Annotated in this window: 24 protein-coding genes; 18 read left to right on the top strand and 6 right to left on the bottom strand. The window is 57.2% G+C overall.

The genetic code is table 11. The annotated features are described in order from the left end of the window. Nucleotides 1–58: 58 nt before the first annotated feature. The 14 genes from ACR0D9_RS19705 to ACR0D9_RS19640 all read left to right on the top strand — a co-directional run bounded on the left by ACR0D9_RS19705 (nucleotide 59) and on the right by ACR0D9_RS19640 (nucleotide 14,553). Nucleotides 59–1,078 (top strand): TRAP transporter substrate-binding protein, encoded by a 1,020-nt coding sequence (locus tag ACR0D9_RS19705; protein WP_480484859.1) that lies wholly within the window; start codon nucleotides 59–61, stop codon nucleotides 1,076–1,078. 57 nt (nucleotides 1,079–1,135) lie between these two features. Next, nucleotides 1,136–1,642 (top strand): TRAP transporter small permease, encoded by a 507-nt coding sequence (locus ACR0D9_RS19700; RefSeq protein ID WP_209507551.1) that lies wholly within the window; start codon nucleotides 1,136–1,138, stop codon nucleotides 1,640–1,642. Further along, nucleotides 1,639–2,991, top strand: coding sequence for a TRAP transporter large permease (locus ACR0D9_RS19695; protein ID WP_267366798.1), 1,353 nt, complete (start codon nucleotides 1,639–1,641; stop codon nucleotides 2,989–2,991). Before ACR0D9_RS19700 ends, ACR0D9_RS19695 begins: the two co-directional genes overlap by 4 nt. Next, nucleotides 2,991–4,178 (top strand): cytochrome P450, encoded by a 1,188-nt coding sequence (locus ACR0D9_RS19690; RefSeq protein WP_480489209.1) that lies wholly within the window; start codon nucleotides 2,991–2,993, stop codon nucleotides 4,176–4,178. Before ACR0D9_RS19695 ends, ACR0D9_RS19690 begins: the two co-directional genes overlap by 1 nt. Nucleotides 4,179–4,297: 119 nt before the next feature. Then, on the top strand, nucleotides 4,298–6,328 hold the full coding sequence (paaZ, locus tag ACR0D9_RS19685) for a phenylacetic acid degradation bifunctional protein PaaZ (protein WP_480489207.1): 2,031 nt from the start codon (nucleotides 4,298–4,300) through the stop codon (nucleotides 6,326–6,328). A gap of 62 nt (nucleotides 6,329–6,390) precedes the next feature. Next, nucleotides 6,391–7,206, top strand: coding sequence for a PaaX family transcriptional regulator C-terminal domain-containing protein (locus tag ACR0D9_RS19680; RefSeq protein ID WP_480484856.1), 816 nt, complete (start codon nucleotides 6,391–6,393; stop codon nucleotides 7,204–7,206). Between the two features lie 190 nt (nucleotides 7,207–7,396). Further along, nucleotides 7,397–8,599, top strand: coding sequence for a 3-oxoadipyl-CoA thiolase (gene pcaF, locus ACR0D9_RS19675; RefSeq protein ID WP_480484855.1), 1,203 nt, complete (start codon nucleotides 7,397–7,399; stop codon nucleotides 8,597–8,599). Between the two features lie 15 nt (nucleotides 8,600–8,614). Next, nucleotides 8,615–9,592 (top strand): 1,2-phenylacetyl-CoA epoxidase subunit PaaA, encoded by a 978-nt coding sequence (gene paaA / locus ACR0D9_RS19670; protein WP_480476985.1) that lies wholly within the window; start codon nucleotides 8,615–8,617, stop codon nucleotides 9,590–9,592. Nucleotides 9,593–9,615: 23 nt separating this feature from the next. Further along, nucleotides 9,616–9,900, top strand: a complete 285-nt coding sequence (gene paaB / locus ACR0D9_RS19665; protein WP_209507558.1) for a 1,2-phenylacetyl-CoA epoxidase subunit PaaB — start codon at nucleotides 9,616–9,618, stop codon at nucleotides 9,898–9,900. After that, nucleotides 9,900–10,658 (top strand): 1,2-phenylacetyl-CoA epoxidase subunit PaaC, encoded by a 759-nt coding sequence (paaC, locus tag ACR0D9_RS19660; RefSeq protein WP_480489203.1) that lies wholly within the window; start codon nucleotides 9,900–9,902, stop codon nucleotides 10,656–10,658. The genes paaB and paaC overlap by 1 nt, the downstream gene beginning before the upstream one ends. A gap of 6 nt (nucleotides 10,659–10,664) precedes the next feature. Then, nucleotides 10,665–11,126: a 1,2-phenylacetyl-CoA epoxidase subunit PaaD gene (gene paaD / locus ACR0D9_RS19655; RefSeq protein ID WP_267366243.1), complete on the top strand. Its 462-nt coding sequence runs from the start codon at nucleotides 10,665–10,667 to the stop codon at nucleotides 11,124–11,126. A 13-nt stretch (nucleotides 11,127–11,139) separates the two neighbouring features. Beyond that, a complete protein-coding gene (locus ACR0D9_RS19650; RefSeq protein ID WP_480484853.1) occupies nucleotides 11,140–12,213 on the top strand; it encodes a 2Fe-2S iron-sulfur cluster-binding protein in 1,074 nt (357 codons plus the stop codon). Nucleotides 12,214–12,226: 13 nt separating this feature from the next. After that, on the top strand, nucleotides 12,227–12,988 hold the full coding sequence (locus tag ACR0D9_RS19645) for a Phenylacetic acid catabolic protein (protein WP_480484852.1): 762 nt from the start codon (nucleotides 12,227–12,229) through the stop codon (nucleotides 12,986–12,988). Between the two features lie 323 nt (nucleotides 12,989–13,311). Beyond that, nucleotides 13,312–14,553: an acyl-CoA dehydrogenase family protein gene (locus ACR0D9_RS19640; RefSeq protein ID WP_480484851.1), complete on the top strand. Its 1,242-nt coding sequence runs from the start codon at nucleotides 13,312–13,314 to the stop codon at nucleotides 14,551–14,553. A gap of 112 nt (nucleotides 14,554–14,665) precedes the next feature. Here the strand turns inward: ACR0D9_RS19640 and ACR0D9_RS19635 are convergent, their stop codons facing one another. Both ACR0D9_RS19635 and uraH read right to left on the bottom strand, forming a co-directional pair. Further along, the gene (locus ACR0D9_RS19635; protein WP_480484850.1) at nucleotides 14,666–15,898 is read right to left on the bottom strand and encodes a urate hydroxylase PuuD; all 1,233 of its coding nucleotides are present in this window, start codon (nucleotides 15,896–15,898) and stop codon (nucleotides 14,666–14,668) included. 133 nt (nucleotides 15,899–16,031) lie between these two features. Beyond that, nucleotides 16,032–16,385, bottom strand: a complete 354-nt coding sequence (gene uraH, locus ACR0D9_RS19630; RefSeq protein WP_480489200.1) for a hydroxyisourate hydrolase — start codon at nucleotides 16,383–16,385, stop codon at nucleotides 16,032–16,034. A 147-nt stretch (nucleotides 16,386–16,532) separates the two neighbouring features. On the opposite strand from uraH, the gene puuE reads away from it, so the two are divergent. From puuE to ACR0D9_RS19615, 3 genes are read left to right on the top strand one after another with little or no spacing between them, the layout of a single operon-like run. After that, complete coding sequence (gene puuE / locus ACR0D9_RS19625) at nucleotides 16,533–17,945, top strand: allantoinase PuuE (protein WP_480539968.1); 1,413 nt, start codon at nucleotides 16,533–16,535, stop codon at nucleotides 17,943–17,945. Next, nucleotides 17,942–18,427: an ureidoglycolate lyase gene (locus tag ACR0D9_RS19620; protein ID WP_209507567.1), complete on the top strand. Its 486-nt coding sequence runs from the start codon at nucleotides 17,942–17,944 to the stop codon at nucleotides 18,425–18,427. Before puuE ends, ACR0D9_RS19620 begins: the two co-directional genes overlap by 4 nt. Before the next feature lie 56 nt (nucleotides 18,428–18,483). After that, entirely contained in the window at nucleotides 18,484–19,908 is a 1,425-nt protein-coding gene (locus tag ACR0D9_RS19615; protein ID WP_480539966.1) for a uracil-xanthine permease family protein, read from the top strand. Nucleotides 19,909–20,050: 142 nt separating this feature from the next. On the opposite strand, the gene bhcD is transcribed toward ACR0D9_RS19615, so the two are convergent. The 4 genes from bhcD to bhcA all read right to left on the bottom strand — a co-directional run bounded on the left by bhcD (nucleotide 20,051) and on the right by bhcA (nucleotide 24,494). Next, entirely contained in the window at nucleotides 20,051–21,016 is a 966-nt protein-coding gene (gene bhcD / locus ACR0D9_RS19610) for an iminosuccinate reductase BhcD (protein ID WP_480539964.1), read from the bottom strand. Nucleotides 21,017–21,129: 113 nt separating this feature from the next. Continuing rightward, nucleotides 21,130–22,293, bottom strand: a complete 1,164-nt coding sequence (bhcC, locus tag ACR0D9_RS19605; protein ID WP_480489190.1) for a 3-hydroxy-D-aspartate aldolase BhcC — start codon at nucleotides 22,291–22,293, stop codon at nucleotides 21,130–21,132. A gap of 42 nt (nucleotides 22,294–22,335) precedes the next feature. Beyond that, a complete protein-coding gene (gene bhcB / locus ACR0D9_RS19600) occupies nucleotides 22,336–23,304 on the bottom strand; it encodes a beta-hydroxyaspartate dehydratase BhcB (RefSeq protein ID WP_480507727.1) in 969 nt (322 codons plus the stop codon). Further along, nucleotides 23,304–24,494: an L-aspartate--glyoxylate aminotransferase BhcA gene (gene bhcA, locus ACR0D9_RS19595; RefSeq protein ID WP_480484843.1), complete on the bottom strand. Its 1,191-nt coding sequence runs from the start codon at nucleotides 24,492–24,494 to the stop codon at nucleotides 23,304–23,306. The genes bhcB and bhcA overlap by 1 nt, the downstream gene beginning before the upstream one ends. Nucleotides 24,495–24,663: 169 nt before the next feature. Between bhcA and bhcR the strand changes: the two genes are divergently transcribed. Then, on the top strand, nucleotides 24,664–25,512 hold the full coding sequence (gene bhcR, locus ACR0D9_RS19590; RefSeq protein WP_480539962.1) for an HTH-type transcriptional regulator BhcR: 849 nt from the start codon (nucleotides 24,664–24,666) through the stop codon (nucleotides 25,510–25,512). The last annotated feature ends 241 nt before the right edge of the window (nucleotides 25,513–25,753 follow it).

Raw genomic sequence — 25,753 nt, 5'->3', positions numbered from 1 at the left:
TACAAAAGTGACCATTAACGCATTCTTGACTCATGTTTCACAGGGAGGAGACAGAACTATGAAATTCACAAGGTTGAGCACACTTCTTGCCTCAGCTGCACTGGCCGTTTCAGGTACAGTGGCGCTTGCGGCAGACTATACGCTGACCATTTCCAGCTGGGCCCCGCCGACCCATGGCATCAATGCCAAGATGTGGCCGAAATTCGTCGAGATGATCGAAGAGGCCACCGATGGTCAGGTCACCGCCGAACTGAAGCTGGGCCTTGCCCCGCCCCCTGCGCAGATGGACCTGATCATGGATGGCGCCGCTGATGCCTCGATCATTTTCCACGGCTATCAGCCGGGCCGGTTTGTCACCACCAAGATGATCGAACTGCCCGGATATGAAGGCTCGGCCGAGGCTGCGTCGGTCGCATATTGGCGCGCATATGACACACATTTGAAGGCGGCAGATGAACACCGTGGTGTAAAAGTGATCGCTTTGCACACACATGGTCCGGCTCAGCTGCATTCCAGCAGTCCGGTGACGTCGCTGGACGAAGTCTCGGGCCTCAAGGTTCGCATCCCCGGCGGTGTTGGCGGTGACGTGGGCACGGCGTTGGGTGCAACCGGTATCCAGGTTCCTGCACCGAAAGTGTATGAAACCCTGGCCTCCAAGGCCGCAGATGGCGTCGTCATGCCCTTTGAATCCCGCAAAGGATTCAAGCTGACGGAAGTGGCCCAGAACGTTTATGAGGTCCCTGGCGGCCTGTATCGCGGTTCGTTTGCCTTTATCATGAACGAGGACACTTTTGCTGACCTGCCCGCCGATCTGCAGGCAGCGCTGGAAGAAAACGTTTTCGGTGAACCACTGAGCCGTGAAATTGGCAAAATCTGGGATGAGATCGATGCGATCGGCCGGGAAGAAACCGAAGGCACCGAAGGCAACGCGATCCATGCCGCATCCGCTGAAGATCTGGAAAAGTTCAATGCGATTGCTGCGGATGTACGCGCCAAGGTTATCGACGAAGTCAATGGCACAGGCATCGACGCCCAGGCAGCCTATGACATGATCGTAAATGAAATGGCTGCGCAATAACGCAGTCGAGCTGGCGGATGCGATCCGCCAGCCGATTTCACCCGCTGGGGACCCGTTATGCAATCTCTCGTGACCTTTGCGCGTCGCGTCAGTATCGTGCCTACGCTGCTGGCCTGTGCCGCGCTGTTCATCCTGATGGTGATGACCTTCTTTGATGTCATCCTACGTTCTGTTTTCAATGCCCCGATCGAGGCGGCCACGGAACTGACCCGGATCCTGATGGCCGTCCTCGTGTTCTCGGTCTTGCCGATGATCTCGGCAGGGAAGGGTCAAATCGCTGTGGATTTGACGGATGGGCTGTTTTCACGCCTGCGGTTAAGTCGGGTACGTGATGCAATTGTGTATCTGTTCTCTGGCATTATGCTTTTTTGGCCAATTCAGCGTGTCTGGGTATTGGCTGAACGTGCGCGGGATTACGGGGACGTCACGGAATATCTTTCGATCCCAGTCTTCTATGTAGGCTGGTTCATCTCGGGGTTCATAGCGATCACCGCTGTTGCAATGATCATCACCGGCTTCTTGCACTTCTTTGCCCCCCATACCTTGTCGGAGCACCCCCAATGACCGCTGCGCTGATCGGTTTTGTTCTTGTTCTTGTTCTTGTGCTGGTGCGCTTGCCTATCGTGTTTGCAATGGGATTGGTCGGAACGCTTGGCTTTGCCTATGAACGCGGCGGCAGCATTCTGTCCGAGCGCGGGTTAAAGGCCGCGATGTCGATGGTGGGTCGTCAGATCACCGACACCGCGCAGGATTACGGCCTGTCGGTGGTCCCGCTGTTCATCCTTATGGGCCTATTCGTGAACAAGGGTGGGCTTGCGCGTGAGCTTTACGCAGTTTCAAACGCTTTTCTGGGCCATTTTCGGGGTGGTATCGCCATGGCGACGGTTGCGGCATGCGGAGGCTTTTCAGCCATTTGCGGCTCGTCTCTGGCAACGGCGGCCACCATGTCCAAGGTCGCAATGCCGGAGATGCGCCGCTATGGCTATTCCGACGAGCTGTCGACAGCATCGATTGCAGCGGGCGGCACACTTGGAATTCTTATTCCGCCGTCGGTGATCCTGGTCATCTACGGGCTGCTGACCGAAACCTCGATTGGGAAACTTTTCGTTGCGGGTATCATTCCCGGCCTGCTTGGCATTCTGTTCTACCTGCTCGCCGTGCGCTGGACCGTCGCGCGCAAGCCCGAGTCAGGACCGGCGGGCGAACGCCACGGCTGGGCCGAGCGTCTGTCCGCAGTTCGCTCGGTCTGGGCCGTCTTGCTGCTGTTCTTTCTGGTGATTGGTGGATTGTACGGTGCTTTTGATTTTCATCCGTTGAACCTGACCTTCAGCCCGACCGAGGCGGCAGGCATGGGTGCAATGGGCGCTTTCCTGATCGCTCTGTCACGAGGTGGGCTTACTTTGGGGTCGACTTTTGAGGTGCTGAAGGAAACCGCCTATACCGCCGCAGCATTGTTTTCGGTTCTGATCGGCGCACAGATCTTTTCGAATTTCATCAACCTTGCCGGTCTGCCCGAAGCGCTCATCGCGTTGGTTACGGCCTATGACGTTGAACCTTTTGTGGTGATCCTGATGATCCTTGGGATCTACATCATTTTGGGTTGCGTCTTTGAATCCCTGTCGATGCTGCTGCTGACAGTGCCGATCTTTTTCCCGCTGGTCACGTCGTTGGGGTATGACCCGATCTGGTTCGGCATTGTTGTGGTTGTCGTGACCGAAATCAGCCTGATCACTCCACCCGTCGGATTGAACGTTTTCATTCTGAAAGGCGTGGTCGGAGATGTGTCAACAGGAACAATCTTCAAGGGTGTTACTCCGTTCTGGGTAGCGGATATCTTCCGGCTGGCCCTGATCGTTCTGGTGCCATGGTTAGTGTTGGTTCTGCCTGAACAAATGGGGGCGATGGGGCACTGATGTTCTCTCTGACCGCGCTTCCGGACGGGTTTCACACAGACCCCTATCCTGCCTACGCCGTTATGCGCGAAGATACGCCCGTCTGCTGGCAACGTGACGGATCGGTTATCCTGTCCCGATACGAGGATCTGGACCTTGTTTACCGGGACACCTCGCGATTCATATCGGACAAGAAAGCGGTATTTGGTCCCAAATACGGGGTCGACAGCCCCTTGTATGAACACCACACCACCAGTTTGGTGTTTAATGACCCGCCGCTGCATACCCGTGTTCGCAAGGTAATGGTCGGCGCGATGAATCCGCGCGCGTTGGCGCAAATGGAACCGGGTCTGATCCAGCTTGTCGATGGGCTGCTGGACGAGATGCAGGTCAAGGGCAACGTCGAACTGATCGAGGATTTTGCCGGGGCAATCCCGATCGAGATCATCGGCAATCTGCTGGGTATACCACGATCCGAACGCGGGCCATTGCGCGATTGGTCTCTGGCCATTCTTGGTGCGTTGGAGCCGCAATTGACGCCGGAGCAGGAAGAGTGGGGTAATCGCTCGGTCTCGGACTTCAAGGACTTCCTGCGGCATATCATCGAGGATCGTCGCGCCAACCCCGGAGATCCGGCAACGGATGTCCTGACCCGGCTGATCCAGGACGACACGGATGGTGGCCTGACCGAGGTCGAGCTGTATCAGAACTGCATTTTCATCCTGAATGCTGGGCATGAGACCACAACGAACCTGATCGGCAACGCATTGGAGCTGTTGAACCGGCACCGCGACAAGCGGGCGGAGTTGCTGGCCGACCCGGATCTGATCGGTTCGGCCGTGGACGAGTTTCTGCGGCTGGAAAGCCCGAACCAGTTCGGCAATCGCCTGACCACCGTTGATGTAACGTTCCACGGTCAGTCCATTCCGGCTGGTACTGATGTTCATCTGTGTATCGGTGCGGCCAACCGTGATCCACGGCAGTTTGACCAGCCCGACGAGATGATCTTGGACAGACGCCCCAACAAGCATCACGCCTTTGCCGGAGGGCCTCATACCTGCGTTGGTCTGACTCTCGCGCGTCTGGAGGGCCGGGTGGCCGTGGGCCGGTTTCTGGCCCGTTTTCCAGACTATCGCATCACCGACGGCGCCGAACGGGGCGGGCGTATCCGGTTTCGGGGGTTTGCACGATTACCCGCGCGGGTCTGAGAAATCCGACGAGGGAAATTTACTCGGTAATTGATTGACCGACCGTACGGTTTAAAATATGATTTCGCGAGACCGGCTTGTGGCAGCGCGGGGATCGCGACAAAGATGAGGAGACGCTCATGACTATCCAACAGATTTCCAGCTTTGCAGCCGGTGAGTGGGTTTCGCCCGGCGAGGGTGCCCGCGCGATAGCTAGCGCTGTGACCGGCGAGGTTATCGCCACAGCGGGTAACAATGCTTTGGATGTCCAGGGGATGTTGGACTATGCGCGCAATGTCGGGGGGGCGGCACTGCGCAAAATGACGTTCCATGAACGGGCCAAAATGCTCAAGGCGCTGTCCGTCCATTTGGGTCAGCACAAGCAGGCGATGTATGACTTGTCTTTCAACACCGGTGCCACGCAATCGGATCATATGATTGATATCGACGGCGGCATCGGAACGATGTTTGTCTTTGCCGCAAAAGGCCGTCGTGAAATGCCGGACGGACATGTCTATCTGGATGGCGATGTCGAGCAGTTGTCGCGCAACGGCACCTTTCTGGGGCAGCACATCTGCACCCCGCTGCAAGGTGTGGCAGTTCATATCAACGCGTTCAATTTTCCGGTTTGGGGGATGCTGGAAAAGCTTGCCCCAACCCTTCTGGCGGGCGTTCCGGCGATTGTAAAACCCGCCACAAGCTCGTGTTATGTGACCGAGCTGTGTGTCAGGTTGATGCTTGAGTCCGGCATCTTGCCAGCGGGTGCATTGCAGTTGGTCTCGGGTGGTTTGGGTGGCATGCTGGACCGTCTGACCATGCAGGACGTGGTCAGCTTTACCGGATCCGCTGATACAGCCCTGAAACTGCGCTCCAACCCGGTGATCCTTGAGAACTCGGTGCGTTTTGTTGCGGAACAGGACAGCCTGAACTGTTCGATCCTTGGCCCCGATGCCGCGCCGGGCACGCCGGAATTTGACCTCTTCGTGAAGGAAGTCCAGCGCGAGATGACCACGAAGGCAGGGCAGAAATGCACCGCAATCCGTCGGATCATCGCGCCCGAACCGCAGGTACAGGTGGTAATTGACGCGTTGTCGGCACGTCTGGCGAAAACGACCATTGGCGACCCAAAGCTGGAAACCACCCGCATGGGTGCGTTGGTTTCGAACGGTCAGAAGCGTGATGTTCTGGAAAAGGCCGCCATTCTCGGCCAAGAGGCCGAGCGTGTCTTCGGCAACCCCGATGATTTCGCGGTTGAGGGCGCTGATGCCGAAAAGGGTGCGTTCCTGCCGCCCATGCTCTTCCATTGCGCTAATCCTGACGCGGCGCAGCGTGTGCACGACACTGAAGCCTTTGGTCCGGTCAGCACAGTGATGGGGTATCGCGATCTTGACCATGCCATCGAACTGGCGAACCGGGGGCAGGGCTCTCTGGTGGCGTCGGTGATCACCCATGATCCCGAGGTTGCGCGACAGGTTGCCATGGGATCAGGGGCTTATCACGGGCGTCTGTATTTCAACAACCGCGACTCGATGAAGGAATCCACCGGTCATGGCTCACCTCTGCCGCACATGGTTCATGGCGGTCCGGGACGCGCCGGTGGCGGCGAAGAAATGGGCGGGGTACGGGGTGTGAAACACTATATGCAGCGCACCGCCATTCAGGGTTCGCCCGATCTGCTGACAGCGATTGGCCGGAAATGGGTGCCTGGCGCGACCGAAATCGAAGTTCCTGCTCATCCCTTTACCCGCCGGTTTCACGATCTGTCGATTGGTGAGACCCTTTACACGGCGCCAAGAACCATCACCATGGAGGACATTGAACACTTCGCCAACTTCACCGGTGATACCTTCTATGCGCATATGGATCAGGCGGCGGCGGAACGTAACCCGTTCTTCCCGGGTCGCGTTGCACATGGATACTTGCTGTTGTCTTTCGCAGCCGGATTGTTCGTCGAACCGAACGAGGGGCCGGTTTTGGCAAATACCGGTCTTGACGGGCTGCGTTTCATGAAACCGGTCGAGGCAGGTGACACCATCAAGGTGCGTTTGACGGTCAAGCACAAGACCAAGCGCAATGATGACTACGGCGAGGTTCGCTGGCACGTTACCCTGACACAGCAGGATGATGAGCTGGTCGCAGAATACGAGTTGCTGACCATGGTTGCCTACTAGGCACAAGTGCAGGTGCGCAGGGGCTGGATGGCATTTCCCTCCGGCCCGATTATACTGTGCTTATGAAAGATACGGCTCCAGAATGGTTCGAAACCTGCGTCAGCCAGTTGACCACAACTGGCACGCAACGTGTGTGGTCAGTTCTGGTCACGATATTCGGTGATCTGGCCCAGAGCGGGTCTGACCAGGTTAGCGGCGCGTTGATCACAGCACTGACCAACCTTGCGGGGATCAAGGCCGAAGCCACGCGTGTTGCGCTGCACAGGCTGCGCAAGGAAGGCTGGATCGAAAGCACGCGGGTCGGGCGAAACAGCGTGCACAGACTGACCGAATATGGCCGCAGTCAAAGCGCCGCCGCTGCCCCGCGCATCTATTCCAGCGAGACGAATACGCCAGAAACCTGGCATGTGCTTGTTGCCAGCAGTTCAGAAAGTTCGCGAAAAGAGCTGGCAGATCTGATGCTTACTGGAGACTATATTTCAGTTAACCACACAACAGCCATGTCGGCAGGACCCGTCCCGGAGAACCTTGAAGAACTGCTGGGTGTTGAAAGCAGCGCTACTTCGATCCCCGGCTGGCTGCGCGACCTTTGTGGCCCTGAAGTGCTGAAGTCTGCCTATGATCAGTTTTTGCATTCCATTCAAATCACCGAGCAAATGCTGCCTGTCGATGGCGTCGGCGATCCGCTTAAAATAGCGGTGCTGCGCGTATTGATTGTGCATGGGTGGCGTCGTTTGGTCCTGCGCCATCCGTCCCTGCCTCCGGCCTTTTTGCCCGCCGATTGGAAGGGCGCGGAGTGTCGCGCGGCGGTGTCCCGACTGCTGGGACAATTGTCCAAACCGGATCTTGCAACGCTGGAATCTGCGGCGGGTGGTTGACTCGTTTTTTGCCGAGCTCGGGATGGCGCTCTTGGGGGTTGGAAGACGGATGTGAAAGAAGTGCCATTTAATGTTACAGAAAGCTGACAGAAGCGATTACGTGGTAACATAATGCTTGCGCCGAATCGATTGAGCATTTATTAACCGACCAGACGGTTAATGACTTGTGTTCCAACAGGAGACCCAATTGATGGACGCCTTCATCTGCGACGCAACCCGCACCCCGATTGGGCGGTATGGTGGTGCGCTTTCATCGGTTCGCACGGATGATCTGGCGGCTATCCCGCTGGCGGCCCTGATGGCGCGCAACCCGCAAGTCGACTGGACCAGTGTGGATGACGTCATTTATGGCGATGCCAACCAGGCAGGAGAGAGCAATCGCAACGTTGCCCGGATGGCGGCACTGCTTGCTGGATTGCCGACGGACGTGCCGGGAACAACGATAAACCGCTTGTGCGCCAGTGGTATGGATGCTGTCGGAATGGCGGCGCGTGGTATCAAGGCAGGCGATTATGATCTTGCTGTTGCGGGTGGCGTGGAAAGCATGTCGCGCGCACCGTTTGTAATGCCCAAAGCGACGTCGGCGTTTACGCGCAGCAATGCGGTTTACGACACCACGATTGGCTGGCGCTTTGTGAACCCAAGGCTAAAGCAGCAGTATGGCGTCGATTCCATGCCGCAAACGGCTGACAATGTCGCTGAAGATTATGGGATCAGCCGTGAAGACCAGGACGCCTTTGCCGCGCGCAGTCAGGCACGATGGGCTGCGGCGCACGCGGCAGGCGTGTTCCAAGAGGAAATCACACCGGTTTCAATTCCGCAGCGCAAGGGCGATCCGATTGTTGTCGATACGGATGAACATCCTCGCCCGGGAACCACAGCGGAAAAACTCTCGGGCCTCAAGGGTGTGAACGGGCCGGAGAAAACAGTGACCGCTGGGAATGCCTCGGGCGTGAATGACGGTGCCGCCGCGATCCTGATGGCGAATGAAGTGGCAGTGGCAAAGAATGGTTTGACCCCGATTGCCCGTGTGGTTGGTATGTCTGTCGCGGGCGTCGAGCCTCGGGTCATGGGTATTGGTCCGGTTCCTGCCAGCCGAAAGGTTTTGGCGCGCGCGGGGCTGAGCATCGACCAGATGGATGTGATCGAATTGAACGAGGCGTTTGCGTCGCAAGGTCTGGCAACGCTGCGAGAGCTTGGCCTGCCCGATGACGCAGCTCATGTGAACCCGAATGGCGGTGCAATCGCCCTTGGTCATCCATTGGGGATGAGCGGCGCCCGACTTGTGTTGACCGCAGCGTACCAACTGAAACGCACCAAAGGGCGCTATGCGCTTTGCACAATGTGCGTCGGCGTCGGGCAAGGCGCTGCACTTATTCTTGAACGCGTGTAACGGAGGAGACGGGACATGTATGCCCAGATGGTGGAATCCGAGGCGTCAAACGATGATCCTGAAAAGCTTGCTGAATTTCAGGCGCGGATCGACGCGGATATCAAGATCGAACCCAAGGACTGGATGCCTCAGGGGTATCGCAAGACGCTGATCCGCCAGATCGGACAGCACGCGCATTCCGAGATCGTCGGGCAATTGCCCGAAGGGAACTGGATCACACGTGCGCCGACGCTGCAACGCAAGGCGATCCTTCTGGCCAAGGTGCAGGATGAAGCCGGCCATGGGCTCTACCTGTATTGTGCGGCCGAAACACTGGGTGTCAGCCGCGATGAGATCACCGAGATGCTGCTGGATGGTCGCATGAAATACTCGTCGATCTTCAACTATCCGACCCTGAACTGGGCCGATATCGGCGCGGTTGGTTGGCTGGTTGACGGGGCGGCGATCATGAATCAGGTTCCGCTGCAGCGGACATCCTACGGGCCGTACTCACGCGCCATGATCCGCATCTGCAAGGAAGAGAGTTTTCACCAACGTCAGGGCTACGATGCGATCCGCAAGATGGCCGAAGGCACGCCCGAACAGCGCAAGATGGCGCAGGATGCGATGAATCGCTTCTGGTACCCGTCGTTGATGATGTTTGGACCGTCCGATAAGGATTCCGTCCACTCCGCGCAGTCGATGGCTTGGAAGATCAAGATCAACACCAATGATGAGCTGCGCCAGAAATTCGTCGACCAGACCGTCCCACAGGCCGAATATCTGGGACTGACAATCCCCGACCCGAACCTGAAGTGGAACGAAGAGCGCGGGCACTACGATTTCTCAGAGCCGGATTGGTCGGAATTCTTCGATGTGATCAAGGGCAACGGCCCCTGCAACGTCGACCGACTGGCGGCGCGCAACAAGGCCTGGGATGACGGCAAATGGGTGCGCGACGGGCTGTTGGCCCATGCGCGCAAGAAACAGGCCGGCAATCTGGCCGCCGAATAAGCTTACCCTGAGGAGGAAACCCGATGAATACCGAATGGCCCCTGTGGGAAATCTTCATCCGCGGTCAACATGGGATGAGCCACCGACATGTCGGCTCGCTGCATGCCCCGGACGCGGAAATGGCGATCAAGAATGCACGCGATGTTTACACCCGCCGCAACGAAGGCGTGTCGATTTGGGTGGTAGAAGCCAACAACATCTCGGCCTCGTCGCCCAGCGACAAAGGCCCGTTGTATGAACCCAGCGAAAGCAAAGTGTACCGCCACCCGACCTTTTTCGACATCCCCGAAGAAGTGGGGGCGATGTGATGACCCGCGACGAAGCGTTTCAGCAGTTCCTGCTGCGGATCGGGGACAATACCCTGATCCTGGGCCATCGCGTCAGTGAATGGTGCGGCCACGCGCCAGTGTTGGAGGAGGATATAGCACTGGCCAACACAGCGCTGGACCTGATTGGGCAGACCCAGATGTGGCTTGGCCTTGCCGGCGAGATAGGTGGCGGCAAAACCGCCGATGATCTGGCATTTCTGCGCGACGCGTGGGATTTCCGCAATGTGTTGCTGGTCGAGGTTCCGAATGGTGATTTCGGCCGCACCCTTATGCGCCAGTTCCTGTTCGATGCCTGGCATTCGATCATGCTCGGCCGTCTTCTGACATCCTCTGACGATCGTGTCGCCGCGATTGCTGCCAAAGCCAGCAAGGAAGTCGCCTATCATCTGGAGCGTTCGGCAGAAACGGTTGTAGGTCTGGGTGATGGAACCGAAGAAAGCCACACCCGGATGCAGGCAGCGCTGGATTACCTCTGGCCCTATGTGGGCGAGATGTTTGTCAGCGATGACATCGACGCTCAGATGGCTGCGGCCGGGATTGCGCCAAACCCGGCCGATCTGCGCGAAGAATATGATGCGCTGGTCAAACGGGTTCTGGCCAAGGCGACATTGACCCTTCCGGAAAGCCGATTTGCCCACAAAGGCGGGCGGGACGGGCGCATGCATACAGAACACCTGGGGCACCTTTTGACCCAGATGCAGTGGTTGCAGCGCGCATACCCCGGTGCAAGCTGGTAACATGTGATGCAACGCCACTCGACCGACCAGATCTGGGATTGGCTGGATGCCGTACCGGATCCCGAGATTCCGGTAATCTCGGTTGTCGATCTCGGGATCGTGCGCGATGTGCGTTGGGATGCCGAAACGCTACTCGTGACGGTCACACCAACCTATTCGGGCTGTCCGGCAACATCCGTCATCAGCATGGATATCGAAACCGCTTTGCACGATCACGGTATCGAAGATGTGCGGATCGAAACCTGCATCTCACCAGCCTGGACAACCGATTGGCTGAGCGAAAAAGGCCGCGCCAAGCTGGAAGAGTTTGGGATCGCCCCGCCACAACCGGCGGGCGGGCCAGAGCGCTGCCCGCATTGCGGCAGTAAAGCAGTTGAAAAGGTCAGCCAGTTCGGTTCGACCCCGTGCAAGGCCCATTGGCGCTGCACCGACTGTCTGGAACCCTTTGACTATTTCAAGTGCATCTGAGGAGGAGCACCGGATGGCACGTTTTCATGACCTGAAAGTCACCGACATCCACAAAACCATCCGCGATGCGGTTGTCGTGACGCTTGAGCCTGTCAACGGCGCGGCGGATCAGTTCGATTTCACCGCAGGCCAATACCTGACGTTTCGCCGCGACTTTGACGGAGAAGAGCTGCGCCGGTCCTACTCCATTTGTGCGGGCAAGGATGACGGGGTACTGCAAGTCGGGATCAAACGTGTCGAGGGCGGCGCATTCTCCAGTTGGGCCAATTCCGAGCTTAACGTCGGGGACGTTGTGCAGGCGATGCCACCGATGGGCAGCTTTCACACACCGATCGAAGCTGATGCGGAAAAGCAGTATATCGGTTTTGCTGGCGGCTCTGGCATCACGCCGGTTCTGTCGATCCTGAAGACAACACTGACCCGCGAACCCAAATCCCGCTTTACGCTGATCTACGCCAACAAGGGCATCAACACGATCATGTTCCGCGAGGAGCTGGAAGACCTGAAAAACCTCTATATGGGCCGCCTGAACGTAATCCATATTCTTGAGGCGGATGCGCAGGAAATAGACCTGTTCACCGGTCTGGTGACGCAGGAAAAATGCGCCGACCTTTTCAAACATTGGGTCGACATTCAGAACGTGGACACAGCTTTTATCTGCGGCCCCGAGCCGATGATGCTGGGGATAGCGGCCGCGTTGCGCGCGCATGGTCTTGACGACAGGCAGATCAAGTTTGAACTCTTTGCCAGCGCTCAGCCGGGCCGGGCCAAACGCAAGGAAGGTTCGGCAGATGCGGGCACGCAGGCGAACCAAACCAGCGCATCGATCACTCTTGATGGGTCCACTCAGACGATAACTCTGCCCAAGGACCAATCCATTCTGGACGCAGCCTTGGAAAATGCCATGGACGCCCCATACGCCTGTAAGGCCGGTGTCTGTTCAACCTGCCGCTGCCGCGTTTTGGAAGGCGAGGTCGAGATGCTCGCCAATCACGCACTAGAGGATTACGAGGTTGAAAAAGGCTATGTGCTGAGCTGTCAGGCCTATCCGGTCACCGACCGCGTGGTCGTGGACTACGACCAGTAAAGGGAGAAGACCGATGACTGACACCATGACACTCGACAGCTATCTGGCCGCAGGCGGTGTGCTGACCAACCCAACCAATGTTCCGCCACGCTACCGCGCCGAACTCATGAAGCTGATGGCCACGTTCGTGGACAGCGAACTTGCCGGTGCTGCCGGATTCGCCGACATCATCAATCAGGGGCCGGGCATCAAGGAACGGATCGCAGCCGCCAGGATTGTTCTTGAGAAAACGGATCACGCCGATCAGGTTCTCAGGATAATGGGTGAGTTTGGGGCCGATACCGAGAGATATGCCACACATCATCCGTGGACGGCTCGCTTGAATCGTGACGCAGATATCGGCGCGACCCGCAGCGCACATGACATGCGTCTTGCCGTATTCAATTATCCGATCTCGGGCTGGACCGACGCGGTCATCATGAACATGCTGATGAGCCGTGCGGTCATGGAACAACTGGCCGAGTTTTCAATGGTTTCCTATCAACCGTTGGCTGAAGCTTTCCGCAGCATCGCCCCGGTCGAAGCCCATCATGGCGCGTTGGCGTTGGAAGGTGCTGTAAAGCTTTCCAGGAACGGAGAGACAGAGCAGATGCAGGACGCGGTTAACTATTGGTGGCCCCGTGTCGCTGTGTCCTTTGGTGGCGATGATCTGAAACGGTTTGAGCTTCTGAAATCGCTGGGCTTGCGCCACAATGGCAACAACGCACTGAAAGAGCGTTGGGTTCAGACGGCAGGTGCCGCCGTGAAACAGCTGGGCCTCAAACCACCGGTCTAGTTCAGTGTGAACACCAAAGGCGGGTTGAGAGGCAATTCCGGGCGCGGGCGATGAGAAGCTCGCCCGGCGGTGCAAATCTCCGATGCGGCCCGATCATCCCCTTAGGTATTGTTAGTCCACCCGGTTCTGAGAGCAATGACCTGACGTTTCACGCCGGCAGGTTGCGGTATTGGTATTTTCCTCTTTTCATATCGGAATGATTGCGCAAACTGAGCGTAATCAAGCGCCGGATTAAACTCACCAGAAGACAGTGCCTTGGCGGCCGTTCTGGCGCGAGCAGAGTTTGAGGACATCACCGCCACAACGCACCGGAAGGAACCGCCATGGATTTTGCCCCATCGCCGCGCGCCACGGAAATGTATGACCGCCTGAAAGCGTTTATGGAGGCGCATATCTACCCGCGCATACGCGATCACAAAGAAGAAATGGCGGCAGGCAGTTTCCCGGTTTCGTTTATGGAAGATCTCAAGGCGTTGGCCCGGGCCGAAGGGTTGTGGAACTTGTTCCTGCCCAGCCTGCGCGACGATGAACCCGGCACCCGGCTGAGCAATCTGGAATACGCGCCGCTGGCCGAACTTATGGGGCAGGTGGCCTGGTCTTCGGAAGTGTTCAATTGCAGCGCGCCCGATACCGGCAACATGGAACTGTTGCACATGTTCGCCACTCCGGAACAGCGCGAGACGTGGCTGGTGCCGCTGTTGAACGGTGAAATCCGATCCTCTTTTGCGATGACTGAACCGGATGTGGCCAGTTCGGACGCGACCAATATTACCACTTCGATACGGCGTGAGGGGGATGAATACGTCATCAATGGCCGCAAGTGGTTCATAACAAACGCCTGCCACCCAAACACCAGATTGTTTATCGTGATGGGCAAAACGGATCCCAATGCGGATCGGCACAAACAACAAAGCATGGTCATTGTCCCGAAGGACACGCCCGGTTTTGAGATTGTTCGCAACCCCACCATTCTGAACATGCACGACCCCGAAGGCCATGCCGAGCTGGTCTTCAAGGATGTGCGCGTTCCGGTCAGCAATCTTTTGGGCGAGGAAGGCAGCGGGTTCGCTCTGGCGCAGGCCCGGCTTGGTCCCGGTCGCATCCACCATTGCATGCGTTCGATCGGTGCGGCGGAAATGGCGCTTAACCTGATGGTCGAACGCGCGCAGGAACGGAAAGCGTTTGGCAAGCAGCTTGCAGAACAGGGCGTGATCCGCGAGTGGATCGCCAAATCCCGGTTAGAGATCGAACAGGCGCGGTTGCTGACCCTGAAAGCAGCCTGGAAGATTGATCAGGTGGGCGCCAAAGAAGCGTTCCGTGAAATTTCATTGATCAAGGTGGTGGCACCCAATGTGCATGCTGCTGTCACGGATCGCGCGATGCAGGTCTTTGGGGCGATGGGCATGACCCCGGATACACCGCTGGCCGACAGCTATACCTGGGCACGCGCGTTGCGATACGCGGATGGGCCGGACGAGGTGCATTTGCAGGCGATTGCCAAGCAAGAGTTGAAGAACTCGAATTTTGGCATGTCGGCCCAATGGTTGACCCCGCCATCGCGCTAGGCCGGGGGCGGCATCAGGTCTTGCGCGCCCTGCTTTGTTTGAGCGGCATAAACTGGGTATTTGTCCCGCGGCAGGGGGTAGGAAGCGAAGGACAGGACGTCCTGCGAAAATCCTACTGCCCTCTGACCTCGCGCACCCATGCGATGATGGTTTGGCGCGCTTCCACGTCCATTTGAACTGCTGAAGGCGGTGGCATGGCATGGCTGATCCCGGCCTGCAGGTAAATCTGGTCGGCGTGCCGGGCTACATCGCCCGGCGTTTCCAAATAAACCTTCTTGGGGGCCCATTTCATGGTGCCATAAACCGGCTCGCGGGCATGGCACATCGAACAATTGCCCAGCACGGTGTCATAGGCTTCTTCAAACCCAGCAGCCGACGCAAATTTTTCTTCGTAAGGTGTCAATGCCCTTGCTTCGGCGTCCTCCCATGTCTCGCCGGTTCTGACAGAAGACAGCCATGCGATCACGATCATGAGGATGACAGTAACACCCCAGGTCCAGTGCGGCCCTTTCCCGGTTGCGTGCATCGTGTTGAAGTAGTGACGGATGGTCACGCCGGTCAGAAAGATCAGGCTGGCGATGATCCATGAATACTGGGTGCCAAAGGCCAGAGGATAATGGTTCGACAGCATCAGGAACACGACAGGCAAGGTCAGGTAGTTGTTGTGCGTCGAACGCACCTTGGCGATTTTCCCATATTTGGCATCCGGCGTCCGACCGGCCTTGAGGTCTTCCACCACGATCCGCTGGTTGGGCATGATCTGGAAGAACACGTTGGCCGTCATGATGGTTGCGGTGAACGCACCCAGGTGCAAAAGCGCGGCACGACCGGTAAAAATCTGATTGTAACCCCAGGACATGGCCACCAGAATCAAGAACAACAACAGCATCAGCGCGGTGGGTTGCTCACTCAGGCGCGACTTGCACATCTGGTCGTAAAGCAGCCAGCCGATGGTCAGTGACCCGCCTGAAATCAATATCCCCTGCCACAACGCCAGATCCGCTTTGGTCGGATCAAGCAGGAACAACTCGCCCCCGACCCAATATATGATCATGAGCAAGGCCGCACCCGAAAGCCACGTCGTATAGCTCTGCCATTTGTGCCAGGTCAGGTGCTCGGGCATACGCGCGGGTGCGACAAGATATTTGACGGTGTGATAGAACCCGCCCCCGTGCACCTCCCACTCTTCGCCATAGGCCCCTTCTGGCAAGGCAGGGTTCGGCTTAAGCATCAGGTCGAGCGCGATAAAATAGAATGACGCGCCGATCCACGCCATCGCCGTGATCACATGCAGCCAGCGGACGGAAAAGGCCATCCACTCCCACAAAACAGCCAGGTCATACATGGCGTTGCTCCTACATATCCAAGTTCTTTGGCACTCTAGGCGACAGAGGTTTCATCGGGTATTGCTACGAAAGATCAAGCAGTATCAAAAATAACAATACAATGTCAGTCTACAGGATCACGCGGTGCAACGCTCAGCTGCCGCGATAGGTCGCGTAGCTGAAAGGCGAAAGTAGCAGCGGAACATGATAGTGGGCGTGTTCGGACATCCCGAACCGGATCGGGATCAAGTCCAGAAAACGCGGGCTTTCAGGTGGCACGCCAGTGGTGTCGAGGTATTCGCCCGCATGAAACATCAACTCGTATTCGCCCGTCGAGAACTCGGCCTCGGGAAGAATTTGTTCATTGGTGCGGCCGTCCTCGTTGGTGAGCAGAGTTTTCAGCAACGTGCGGTCTGTTCCGTTGATCCGGAACAACTCGATCTTCATCCCACTGGCAGGGCAGCCCCGCGCCGTATCCAGGACATGTGTTGTAAGGTAACCGGCCATTTGCACCTCTCGCTAAGCATTGCTGTTACTATTGCAATACCTTCGCGGCAGGCAAAGGCAGTCTGTCAAAAGACTGCTTACAGTATTTTTTGAAAAACATAGGTGATTGTTTGGGTTATTCGTCTTTTCAGCAAGAGGGAAATTGATGTGACGCGGTATCCACGAGACATGACCGGCTATGGCCGGCAAGTGCCAAACGCAAACTGGCCAAACGGGGCCAAAATCGCAGTTCAGATTGTCCTGAACTATGAGGAAGGCGGCGAGAACAACGTTTTGCACGGGGATGCCGCATCCGAGGCGTTTCTTTCCGAAATCACCGGTGCGGCCCCTTGGCCGGGGCAAAGGCACTGGAACATGGAATCCATTTACGAATACGGCAGCCGCACAGGGTTCTGGCGGGTGCATCGGCTTTTGCAGGACCTTCCTGTCACGGTTTATGGCGTTGCCACAGCATTAGCCCGTGCACCGGAGCAGGTTGCGGCGATGAAGGCCGCAGGCTGGGAGATTGCCAGCCATGGCCTGAAATGGGTTGAGCACAAGGACATGGACGCGGAAGAAGAACGCGCCCAGATCCGTGAAGCGATCCGGCTTCATACCGAGGTTGTCGGCAAGCCCCCGCGTGGCTGGTACACGGGTCGCTGTTCGATGAACACGGTCGATCTGGCCGCCGCCGAAGGCGAGCTGGCCTATATTGCCGACAGCTATGCCGACGACTTGCCCTATTGGGTCAAGGCCGGTGGCAAGGACCAGTTGATCGTGCCCTACACGATGGATTGCAACGATATGCGGTTTGCTATTCAGGCGGGCTATACCAATGGCGAACAGTTTGAAAGCTATCTCAAGGACAGCTTCGACATGCTTTATGCCGAAGGCCAAGCGGGCGAGCCGAAGATGCTTTCGATCGGACTGCACTGCCGCCTCATCGGTCGCCCTGGTCGCGCCATGGCCCTGAAACGCGCACTCGACCACTTCAAGAAACATGACGGGGTCTGGTTTGCCACGCGTGAACAAATCGCTGATCACTGGGCGCAAATGCATCCGCCAAGTCAACGGCTGACACCGTCGGAAATGGACGAGCCAACCTTTGTCGCCGAGTTTGGCGGCGTGTTCGAACACAGCCCGTGGATTGCCCAAGCGGCCTTTGATCTGGAGCTGGGCCCCACACATGACAATGCCGCAGGGGTTCACAATGCACTGGCGCGCGTATTCCGTTCTGCCACAGCCGACCAGCGGCTTGGCGTCCTGACAGCCCACCCGGATTTGGCAGGCAAACTTGCTGCTGCGGGTCGTCTGACCAAGGAAAGCACGGCAGAACAGGCCGGGGCAGGTCTGGACATGCTGACGGATGATGAGCGTGCGACCTTCACGGCCTTGAACGACGCTTACACGACCAAGTTCGGTTTTCCTTTCATCATTGCGGTCATGGACAATACCAAAGCAAGCATTCTTGAGGCTTTTCACCGTCGGATAGACAGTGACCGAGACACCGAATTCACCGAGGCCTGCCGTCAGGTCGAACGGATTGCCGAGTTGCGGCTGATCGAGAAATTCGCTCAATGACATCCACGCTGAAACTCCGGCCACTGACCGCCGAGGCCTTTGCGCCGTTCGGCGATGTTATCGAAGTGTCTGGCGCGGTGGACAAATACATCAATCAGGGAAAATGCGCGCGCTACCATGATCGCGCCCAGTTGGATTTCCATGAGGGGCGCGTAGGGATCAGCATATTCCAATCCCAGGCCTTCGACTTGCCCATCAAACTTGAAATGGTCGAGCGTCATCCCGACGGCAGTCAAGCCTTTCTGCCGCTTTCAGATAAACCCTTTGTCGTTGTCGTCGCGCCCGACAACGCGGGTGTGCCTGGTGAACCTGTTGCATTCATTACCGCGCCCGGACAGGGCGTGAATTATCACCGGAACACCTGGCACGGGGTGCTGACACCGCTTCATCCCCCCGGGTTGTTCGCCGTGGTCGACCGAATAGGAAACGGGCCCAACCTTGAGGAATACTGGTTCCAGAACGCCTACACGATCACTGAATAAGGGATATTGCCGGAAGAGGGGCCGGCCCACGCAGTTTTTTTGGGAGGAAAAGCGCGATGTCAGATGCAACTTTAGGGACGCCGGAGCAGCTCCGCGACCCGAACTACACCCCGCCAATCCTGAAGGCGGTACCTTTGGGAATTCAGCACGTTCTGGCGATGTTTGTTTCCAACGTCACACCAGCCATCATCGTCTGTGGTGCGGCGGGTTTCGGGTTTGGTTCAAACAGCCCCGATTTCCCGCAGATGATCTACATGATCCAGATGTCGATGTTCTTTGCGGGCGTTGCGACACTGTTCCAGACCATTGGGCTGGGGCCTGTTGGCGCCCGCCTGCCAATCGTGCAGGGGACGTCATTTGCCTTTATTCCGATCATGATCCCGTTGGTGGTAGGAAAGGGCGTTGATGCGATTGCCGTATTGATGGGTGGCATAGTCGTTGGCGGCCTGTTTCATGCCAGCCTTGGGTTGTTCATTGGCCGTATTCGCTTTGCGCTTCCGCCTTTGGTTACAGGTCTTGTCGTGACCATGATCGGGCTTGCGCTTGTCAAGGTCGGCGTCCAGTACGCAGCTGGCGGTGTACCCGCCATCGGTACCGAAGAATACGGCTCTGGTCTGAACTGGCTCATGGCCGGAACTGTGATTGTTGTTACGCTGGGCCTGAAGTTTTTTGCCCGCGGTATGTTGTCGGTGTCGGCGGTTCTGATTGGCCTGTTGGTCGGATACGTGGTGGCATTCGCACTGGGTCAGGTGAACTTGGGCAATGTCGGGCGCGCGGCTCCGTTTGCCATGCCGAACCCGTTTCACTTCGGTATCGAGTTTTCATTTGCGGCGATCATCGGGTTCTGTGCGATGTCCTTTGTATCGGCTGTTGAAACGGTCGGGGATGTGTCCGGTATTACCAAGGGGGGCGCGGGACGCGAGGCAACCGACAAGGAAATTCAGGGCGCGACTTTTGCCGATGGTCTTGGAACTGCGGTATCAGGTGTCTTTGGCGCCCTGCCTAACACGTCATTCAGTCAGAACGTCGGCCTGATTGCCATGACCGGTGTCATGAGCCGCATGGTCGTAACCATAGGTGCCCTGTTCCTGATCATATGCGGGCTTATCCCCAAGATCGGCGCGGTGATCTCGTCCGTTCCGATCGAGGTTCTGGGCGGCGGTGTGATCGTGATGTTCGGTATGGTGGTTGCAGCCGGTGTCTCGATGCTGTCGGACGTGACGTGGAATCGCCGCAACATGGTGATCTTTGCGATTTCACTCAGCCTTGGTCTGGGCTTGCAGTTAGAGCCCGGCGCTTTACAGCATCTGCCCGGAACTTTCAAAGTTCTGGCGACATCCGGAATCTTGCCTGCCGCTATCATCGCTATTGTCCTGAATCTGGTTCTGCCCGAAGAGCTTTCTGATGAAGCGACGGAAGAGGTGTCCGGTGGAATGGCAGGCCACGGGCTGGGCTCTATCGAACAGGACGATCACGTCTGACCGGTTCAGCCCGGAATTGTAAGTGGAAAAGCGGCGCACTAAGCGCGCCGTTTTTGATTTCAGGTGTGGCAGGCTTGGCCCGTGGCTCACATAAGCAACGCGTCGTTCGACACGACGCTTAGGCGACCAAACGGGAATGTCGTTAGAAATCGACCTCAATCGCGATGCCTTTCTGTACGGCCAGCTCGACAACAGATGCAGCAACCGCCAGATCCTGAAGACCGACGCCTGTGCCATCGAACAACGTGATCTGATCGTCTGATGTTCGGCCCGAGTTTGTTCCGTTGATGACCGCACCCAACTGGATCAGGTCACTTTCTCTGATCAGGCCCTGTGCCACAGCGTGTTGCGCCTCGCCAATCGAAATTGACTGTGCGATTTCATCTGTGAATACGGATGCTTTGGCCAACAACGCCGCCTCGACTTCCTGCTTGCCCTTGGTGTCCGTTCCCATGCACGCGATATGCGTTCCGGGGCTCACATGGTTTGCCATCAGCGATGGTGCAAAAGCCGAGGTGATCGAGATTATGACGTCCGCCTCGGTCATGCCGTCAAGTTCGACCGCTTCAAACGGAACACCGGCTTCATTGGCGACCTTTTCAATGTTCGGCAACATCTCGGGATGGTAGTTCCAGCCAAGGACCTTTTCAAAAGTGTGGGTCTCTAGCGCCGAGCGTAGCTGAAAGGTTGCCTGATGCCCGGCCCCGATCATACCGATCACCCGCGCGTCCGCACGGGCAAGGTGCTTGATAGATACAGAAGAGGCCGCCGCAGTGCGCAAGGCCGTCAAAAGGTTGCCGCCAACCATCGCTGACGGTTTTCCGGTGTCAGGGTCAAAAAGAAAAACAGTGGATTGGTGATTGATCAATCCGCGCTTTTCCAGGTTGTTCGGCCAATACCCCCCGGCCTTCAGGCCCAGTGTCAGCCCGGCGCGGTCAAACCCGCCTTTAAAGCCGTACAGGGCGTCCTCATGCCCGATGGCTTCGCGCACGACAGGAAAGTTATAGGCGTCCCCTGCTGCCATGGAGGCAAAGACCTGTTCGACGGCTTCAAAGGCCGCGTCGCGGGTCATGAGGTTGGCGATTTCGCGCTCGGGTACGATCAGCATGTCATTCTCCACTTGGAATTCGTGCGCCCGTGCGATTCACCGACAAAAGCGGGCGCGCACGGGCGACTGTCCGGCCATGTTTGGCCGAATGCTTATTCTTTGAGCATTCAAGCTCAGTACGCACGGCCGCGGGCTGACACCGGCCATACGCATTCGACCTTGCCATTCCGGACGCCCACATACCAATCGTGCACGTTTGCGGTTGGGTCACAGTGCCCCGGCACCAGCTTCAGTTTGTCATTGACCTTCAGCGCCCCGCTCGGATCCATCACGACGCCATGTTCATCCGAGCATTTGATGTATTCGACATCGTCACGCCCGAAAACAACAGGCAGGCCGCTATCCACCGACTGCGCCTTCAGACCTGCATCGACGATTGCTTTGTCCGCCTTGGCATGGCTCATGACGCTGGTCAGGATGAAGAAGGCGTTTTCCCACTCGCCCTGGTCGATCCGCTTGCCGTTCTCATCCAGGATGCGACCGTAATCAGCATCCATGAACGCATAAGACCCGCATTGCAGCTCATTATACACGCCCGAGTTGGATTCAAAGTAGTAAGACCCCGTACCGCCGCCCGAGACCAGATCACACTCGATACCCTCGGCTTTAAGACCGTCTACCGCGTCTTTGACCATCGCGATGGCGGTATCCAGTTTTTCCTTGCGTGCCTCATAGCTGTCGAGGTGTTGCATGGCACCCTGATAGGCCTGAATTCCGCTGAATTTCAGGTTGTCTGCAGCCTCAACCGCCTTGGCGATTTCAATCACTTCGGGTGTCGTTGTGACCCCGCACCGCCCTGCGCCGCAATCGATTTCCACGAAGACTTCCAGCTGTGTTCCATGCCGGACTGCCGCCGCCGAAAGGTCGGCGACATTTTCCAGATCGTCGACACACACGATAATGCGGCTGCCCAGCTTTGGCAGGCGTGCGAGGCGGTCAATTTTGGCCGGGTCACGCACCTGGTTCGAAACCAGAACGTCCTTGATCCCACCACGAACGAAAACTTCGGCCTCGGAAACTTTCTGGCAGCAGACACCGACGGCACCACCGATTTTTTCTTGCAGCTTGGCCACGTCAACCGACTTATGCATTTTACCATGCACGCGGTGACGCATCCCGTGCGCCTTGGCATAATCGCCCATCTTCCTGATATTGCGTTCAAGCGCGTCGAGATCCAAAATCAGGCTGGGTGTCTGGATGTCTGCTTCGTCCATGCCGGGCTTGGCCGGAATGTCGTAACCTACTTCGAACTGGTCGAGAGTGCTCATATCTTTCATCTCCGTAATCCTATACCGGGATAGTTTTTTGTTGGGGTGTATTCAGACATTCATCCAGGGCAGCCGGTCCAGATCGACATTGCCACCTGTAACAATCAGTCCGACACGCTTGCCCTTGAAGGCGTCCGGGTTTTTGAGAACCGTGGCCAGCGGAACGGCCGAAGATGGCTCCATTACAATCCGCAGGTGCTTCCACGTCAGTTTCATCGCATCGATGATCTCTTGCTCGGAGGCTGTGTAAATCTCTGAGACGTGGTTCGATACGAAATGCCAGGTGAGATCCTTCAGCGGCACCAGCAACCCGTCAGCAATCGTCTTTGGCGCATCATCCGCGATGATATGACCGGCCTTGAAGCTACGATAGGCATCGTCGGCCTGTTCCGGTTCCGCCGCGATGATCGCGGTTTCCGGGGCGAGCGTCGACAGGGTCAAACAGGTTCCGGATACCATGCCACCGCCGCCGATTGGCGCGACGACTGCATCCAGACCGTCGGTCTGCTCGATAAACTCGCGCGAACAGGTGCCTTGCCCGGCGATGACCCGAGGATCGTTGTAGGGGTGAACAAAGTCACCGCCCGTAGCCGCCTGAACCTCGGCAAATGTCGCTTCGCGCGACGAGGTGGAAGGTTCGCATTCTGTAATCTTCCCTCCATAACGGCGGACCGTGTCCTTCTTTGCTTGCGGCGCTGTCCGCGGCATGACCACGTTGCAGGGAATGCCCCGTTTCATCGCCGCATAAGACAGGCACGAGGCGTGATTGCCCGAAGAATGGGTGGCGACACCTTTTTCGGCCTGTTTCTCATCCAGCCCAAAAACCGCATTGGTGGCACCTCGTACTTTGAAAGCACCCGGTTCCTGAAAGTTCTCGCATTTGAAGAACAGCTGCGCGCCTGACAGTTCGTTGAGAAAGTCCGAGGTTCGCACCGGGGTGCGGCGGATATGGGGTTTGATCCGGTCATGTGCCGCAAGCATGTCTTCATAGGTTGGGATATACATTGTGCAATCCTTCATCATGCCGCGTTCTTCTGAACGGAACCGGGATGGCCACGATAGTATTCCTGTGCGGCAGCAACTCCGGACCCCAGGTCGATGTTCAGGCCCAGGTCAACCATGCACATCTCCGCAGTGGCGATCCCGGACAGAGCCATGACATCCGTCAGGCTGCCCAGATGCCCGATCCGGAACACCTTGCCCGCGACCTCACCAAGGCCCACGCCAAAGGCAACGCCGTATTTTTCAGCTGCGTGCGTGACAATATCCGTCGCGTTGAAGCCGTTCGGCGTGCGGATTGCGCTTACGGTATCGGAATAGACCGCCGGGCTGCTGGCACAAAGCTCCAGCCCCCACGCCCCCACAGCGGCACGGACCCCTTCGGCAATCCGGTGGTGTCGGGCGAAAACGTTCTCCAGACCTTCACTCAACAGCATCGAGCAGGCTTGATTGAGGCCATTCATCAACCCGACAGCGGGTGTATAGGGGTAAGCATTGTTGGCGTATCCCTTGGTCATGTCCCGGACGTCAAAAAATGTGCGGGGCAGGGTGCCGGTTTTGGTTGCTTCCATCGCTTTCTGGCTGAAACCGACGATGGCAAGGCCAGCGGGCAACATGAAACCCTTCTGCGACCCGGTAACGGCAACATCCACGCCCCATTCATCAAACCGGAAATCCATCGACGCGATTGATGAAACGCCATCAACAAACAGCAGGGCGGGGTGTTGCGCGGCGGTCAGCGCCCTGCGCACAGCAGCGATATCCGACTTCACGCCAGTTGCCGTCTCATTATGCGTGGCTAGAACCGCCTTGATCTCATGGTTTTTGTCGGCGGTAAGGATTTCTTCGTACCGGTCAGCCGGCAGCCCATCGCCCCACGGGGTTTCGACGATGTCGACATTCAGCCCATGGCGCTGGCACATATCGATCCAGCGATGGCTGAACATGCCGTTGCGGGCCGCCAGGACCTTGTCACCAGCGGACAGCGTATTGGTCAGGGCGGTTTCCCAACCCCCGGTTCCGGTCGACGGGAAAATGAAGACTTCGGCACTGTCGCTTTTCAGAATCTCCCGCACGCCCGCACGCGCAGGATGCAGGATTTGCCCGAACAATGGCGAACGATGGTCGATCGTGGGCATATCGCAGGCTTTGCGCAGGCTTTCCGGGATGTTCGTCGGGCCTGGGATGAAAACGGGGTTTTGAAAGCTCATGGATGGTCTCCTTGCGTCCTTGCCTGCACAATAGGTTCCATCCGCCTGATTGGAAATTTTTTTGAAAACGCATTTCAGAATTTGTTTAATGAGATTTAACTTATAGTTGTCAGTGAGTTATATTTTTCATATTCTGAAATAGTCTTTCATAAATGATCAGAGGGTTTTTATGGAATCGCAAGACAATGACCCGAAGCTCCGTCGCAAAGCCCGGGGAAGGCCGCGGGGGTGGGATGACAAAACCGCGCAGAATACGATCAAATCACTGGATCGGGCGATGGAGGTTTTCGAGTATCTGAGCCAGGCCCAAGGCAAAGCGCTTACTGAACTTTCAGATGAAATGCGCCAGGCACCGGCCACTGTTTATCGCATCCTCGTGACGTTGCAGGGCAGGGGCCTGGTCGAGTTCGACCATGAAGAACAGGTTTGGCACATTGGCCCGCAGGCGTTTGTGATCGGCTCGCGGTTTCTGCGCCGTACCAGTCTTGTGGAACGGGCAAGGCCGATCATGCGCAAGCTGATGGAAACCACGAGCGAGACCGCCAATTTGGGCATTGAGAAAGAAGGTCTGGTGCTGTTCCTGAGCCAGGTTGAAACACATGAAAGCATCCGGGCGTTTTTTCCCCCCGGCACATTGTCACCCATGCACGCGTCGGGCATCGGAAAAGCGTTGTTGGCCCATATGGACGAAGACAGATTGAACCGAAGGTTGGCCGCCGCGAATTTACAGGCTTTTACGGATCAGTCGATTACCAGCCCCGAGGCGTTGAAGAAAGATCTTGCAGCTATCAGATTGCGGGGTTTTTCCGTGGACAACGAAGAAAAGACTACAGGTATGCGATGCATTGCAGCACCCGTTTTCGATATGAACAGAGAGGCGGTCGCAGGGCTTTCCGTGTCCGGGCCAACCAGCCGCGTCGGAGCAACCGAAATCGAACGGCTGAGCCGCCCGGTGATGGAAGCCGCGCGCCGGTTGACGCTGGCTATTGGTGGGACAGTGGTGTCTCCGCAACCCTAAGGTTTTGCCGCCAAATTGCGGCGAATGCTGACCCCGGATCCGTCTGCCGCGCCACAACACCAACGCGCGGAGATGTGCCTCGCAAACAAAAACTGAAACGCGATTCAGATGTACCCATCTCCGGTCACCCGATTTTCAGCACCCTCTCACTACTGAGCGACTTTGTGTTTGTGTTTATTGAACTGTTGGTCGAAGAGGTTTTTGAAGGGTCCGTTTTTCTGCATGAGTTGGTCGAGGTTTC

The organism is Ruegeria sp. AK11 (genome assembly GCF_056541095.1).
This window is presented reverse-complemented; position numbering and strand designations above follow the sequence as displayed.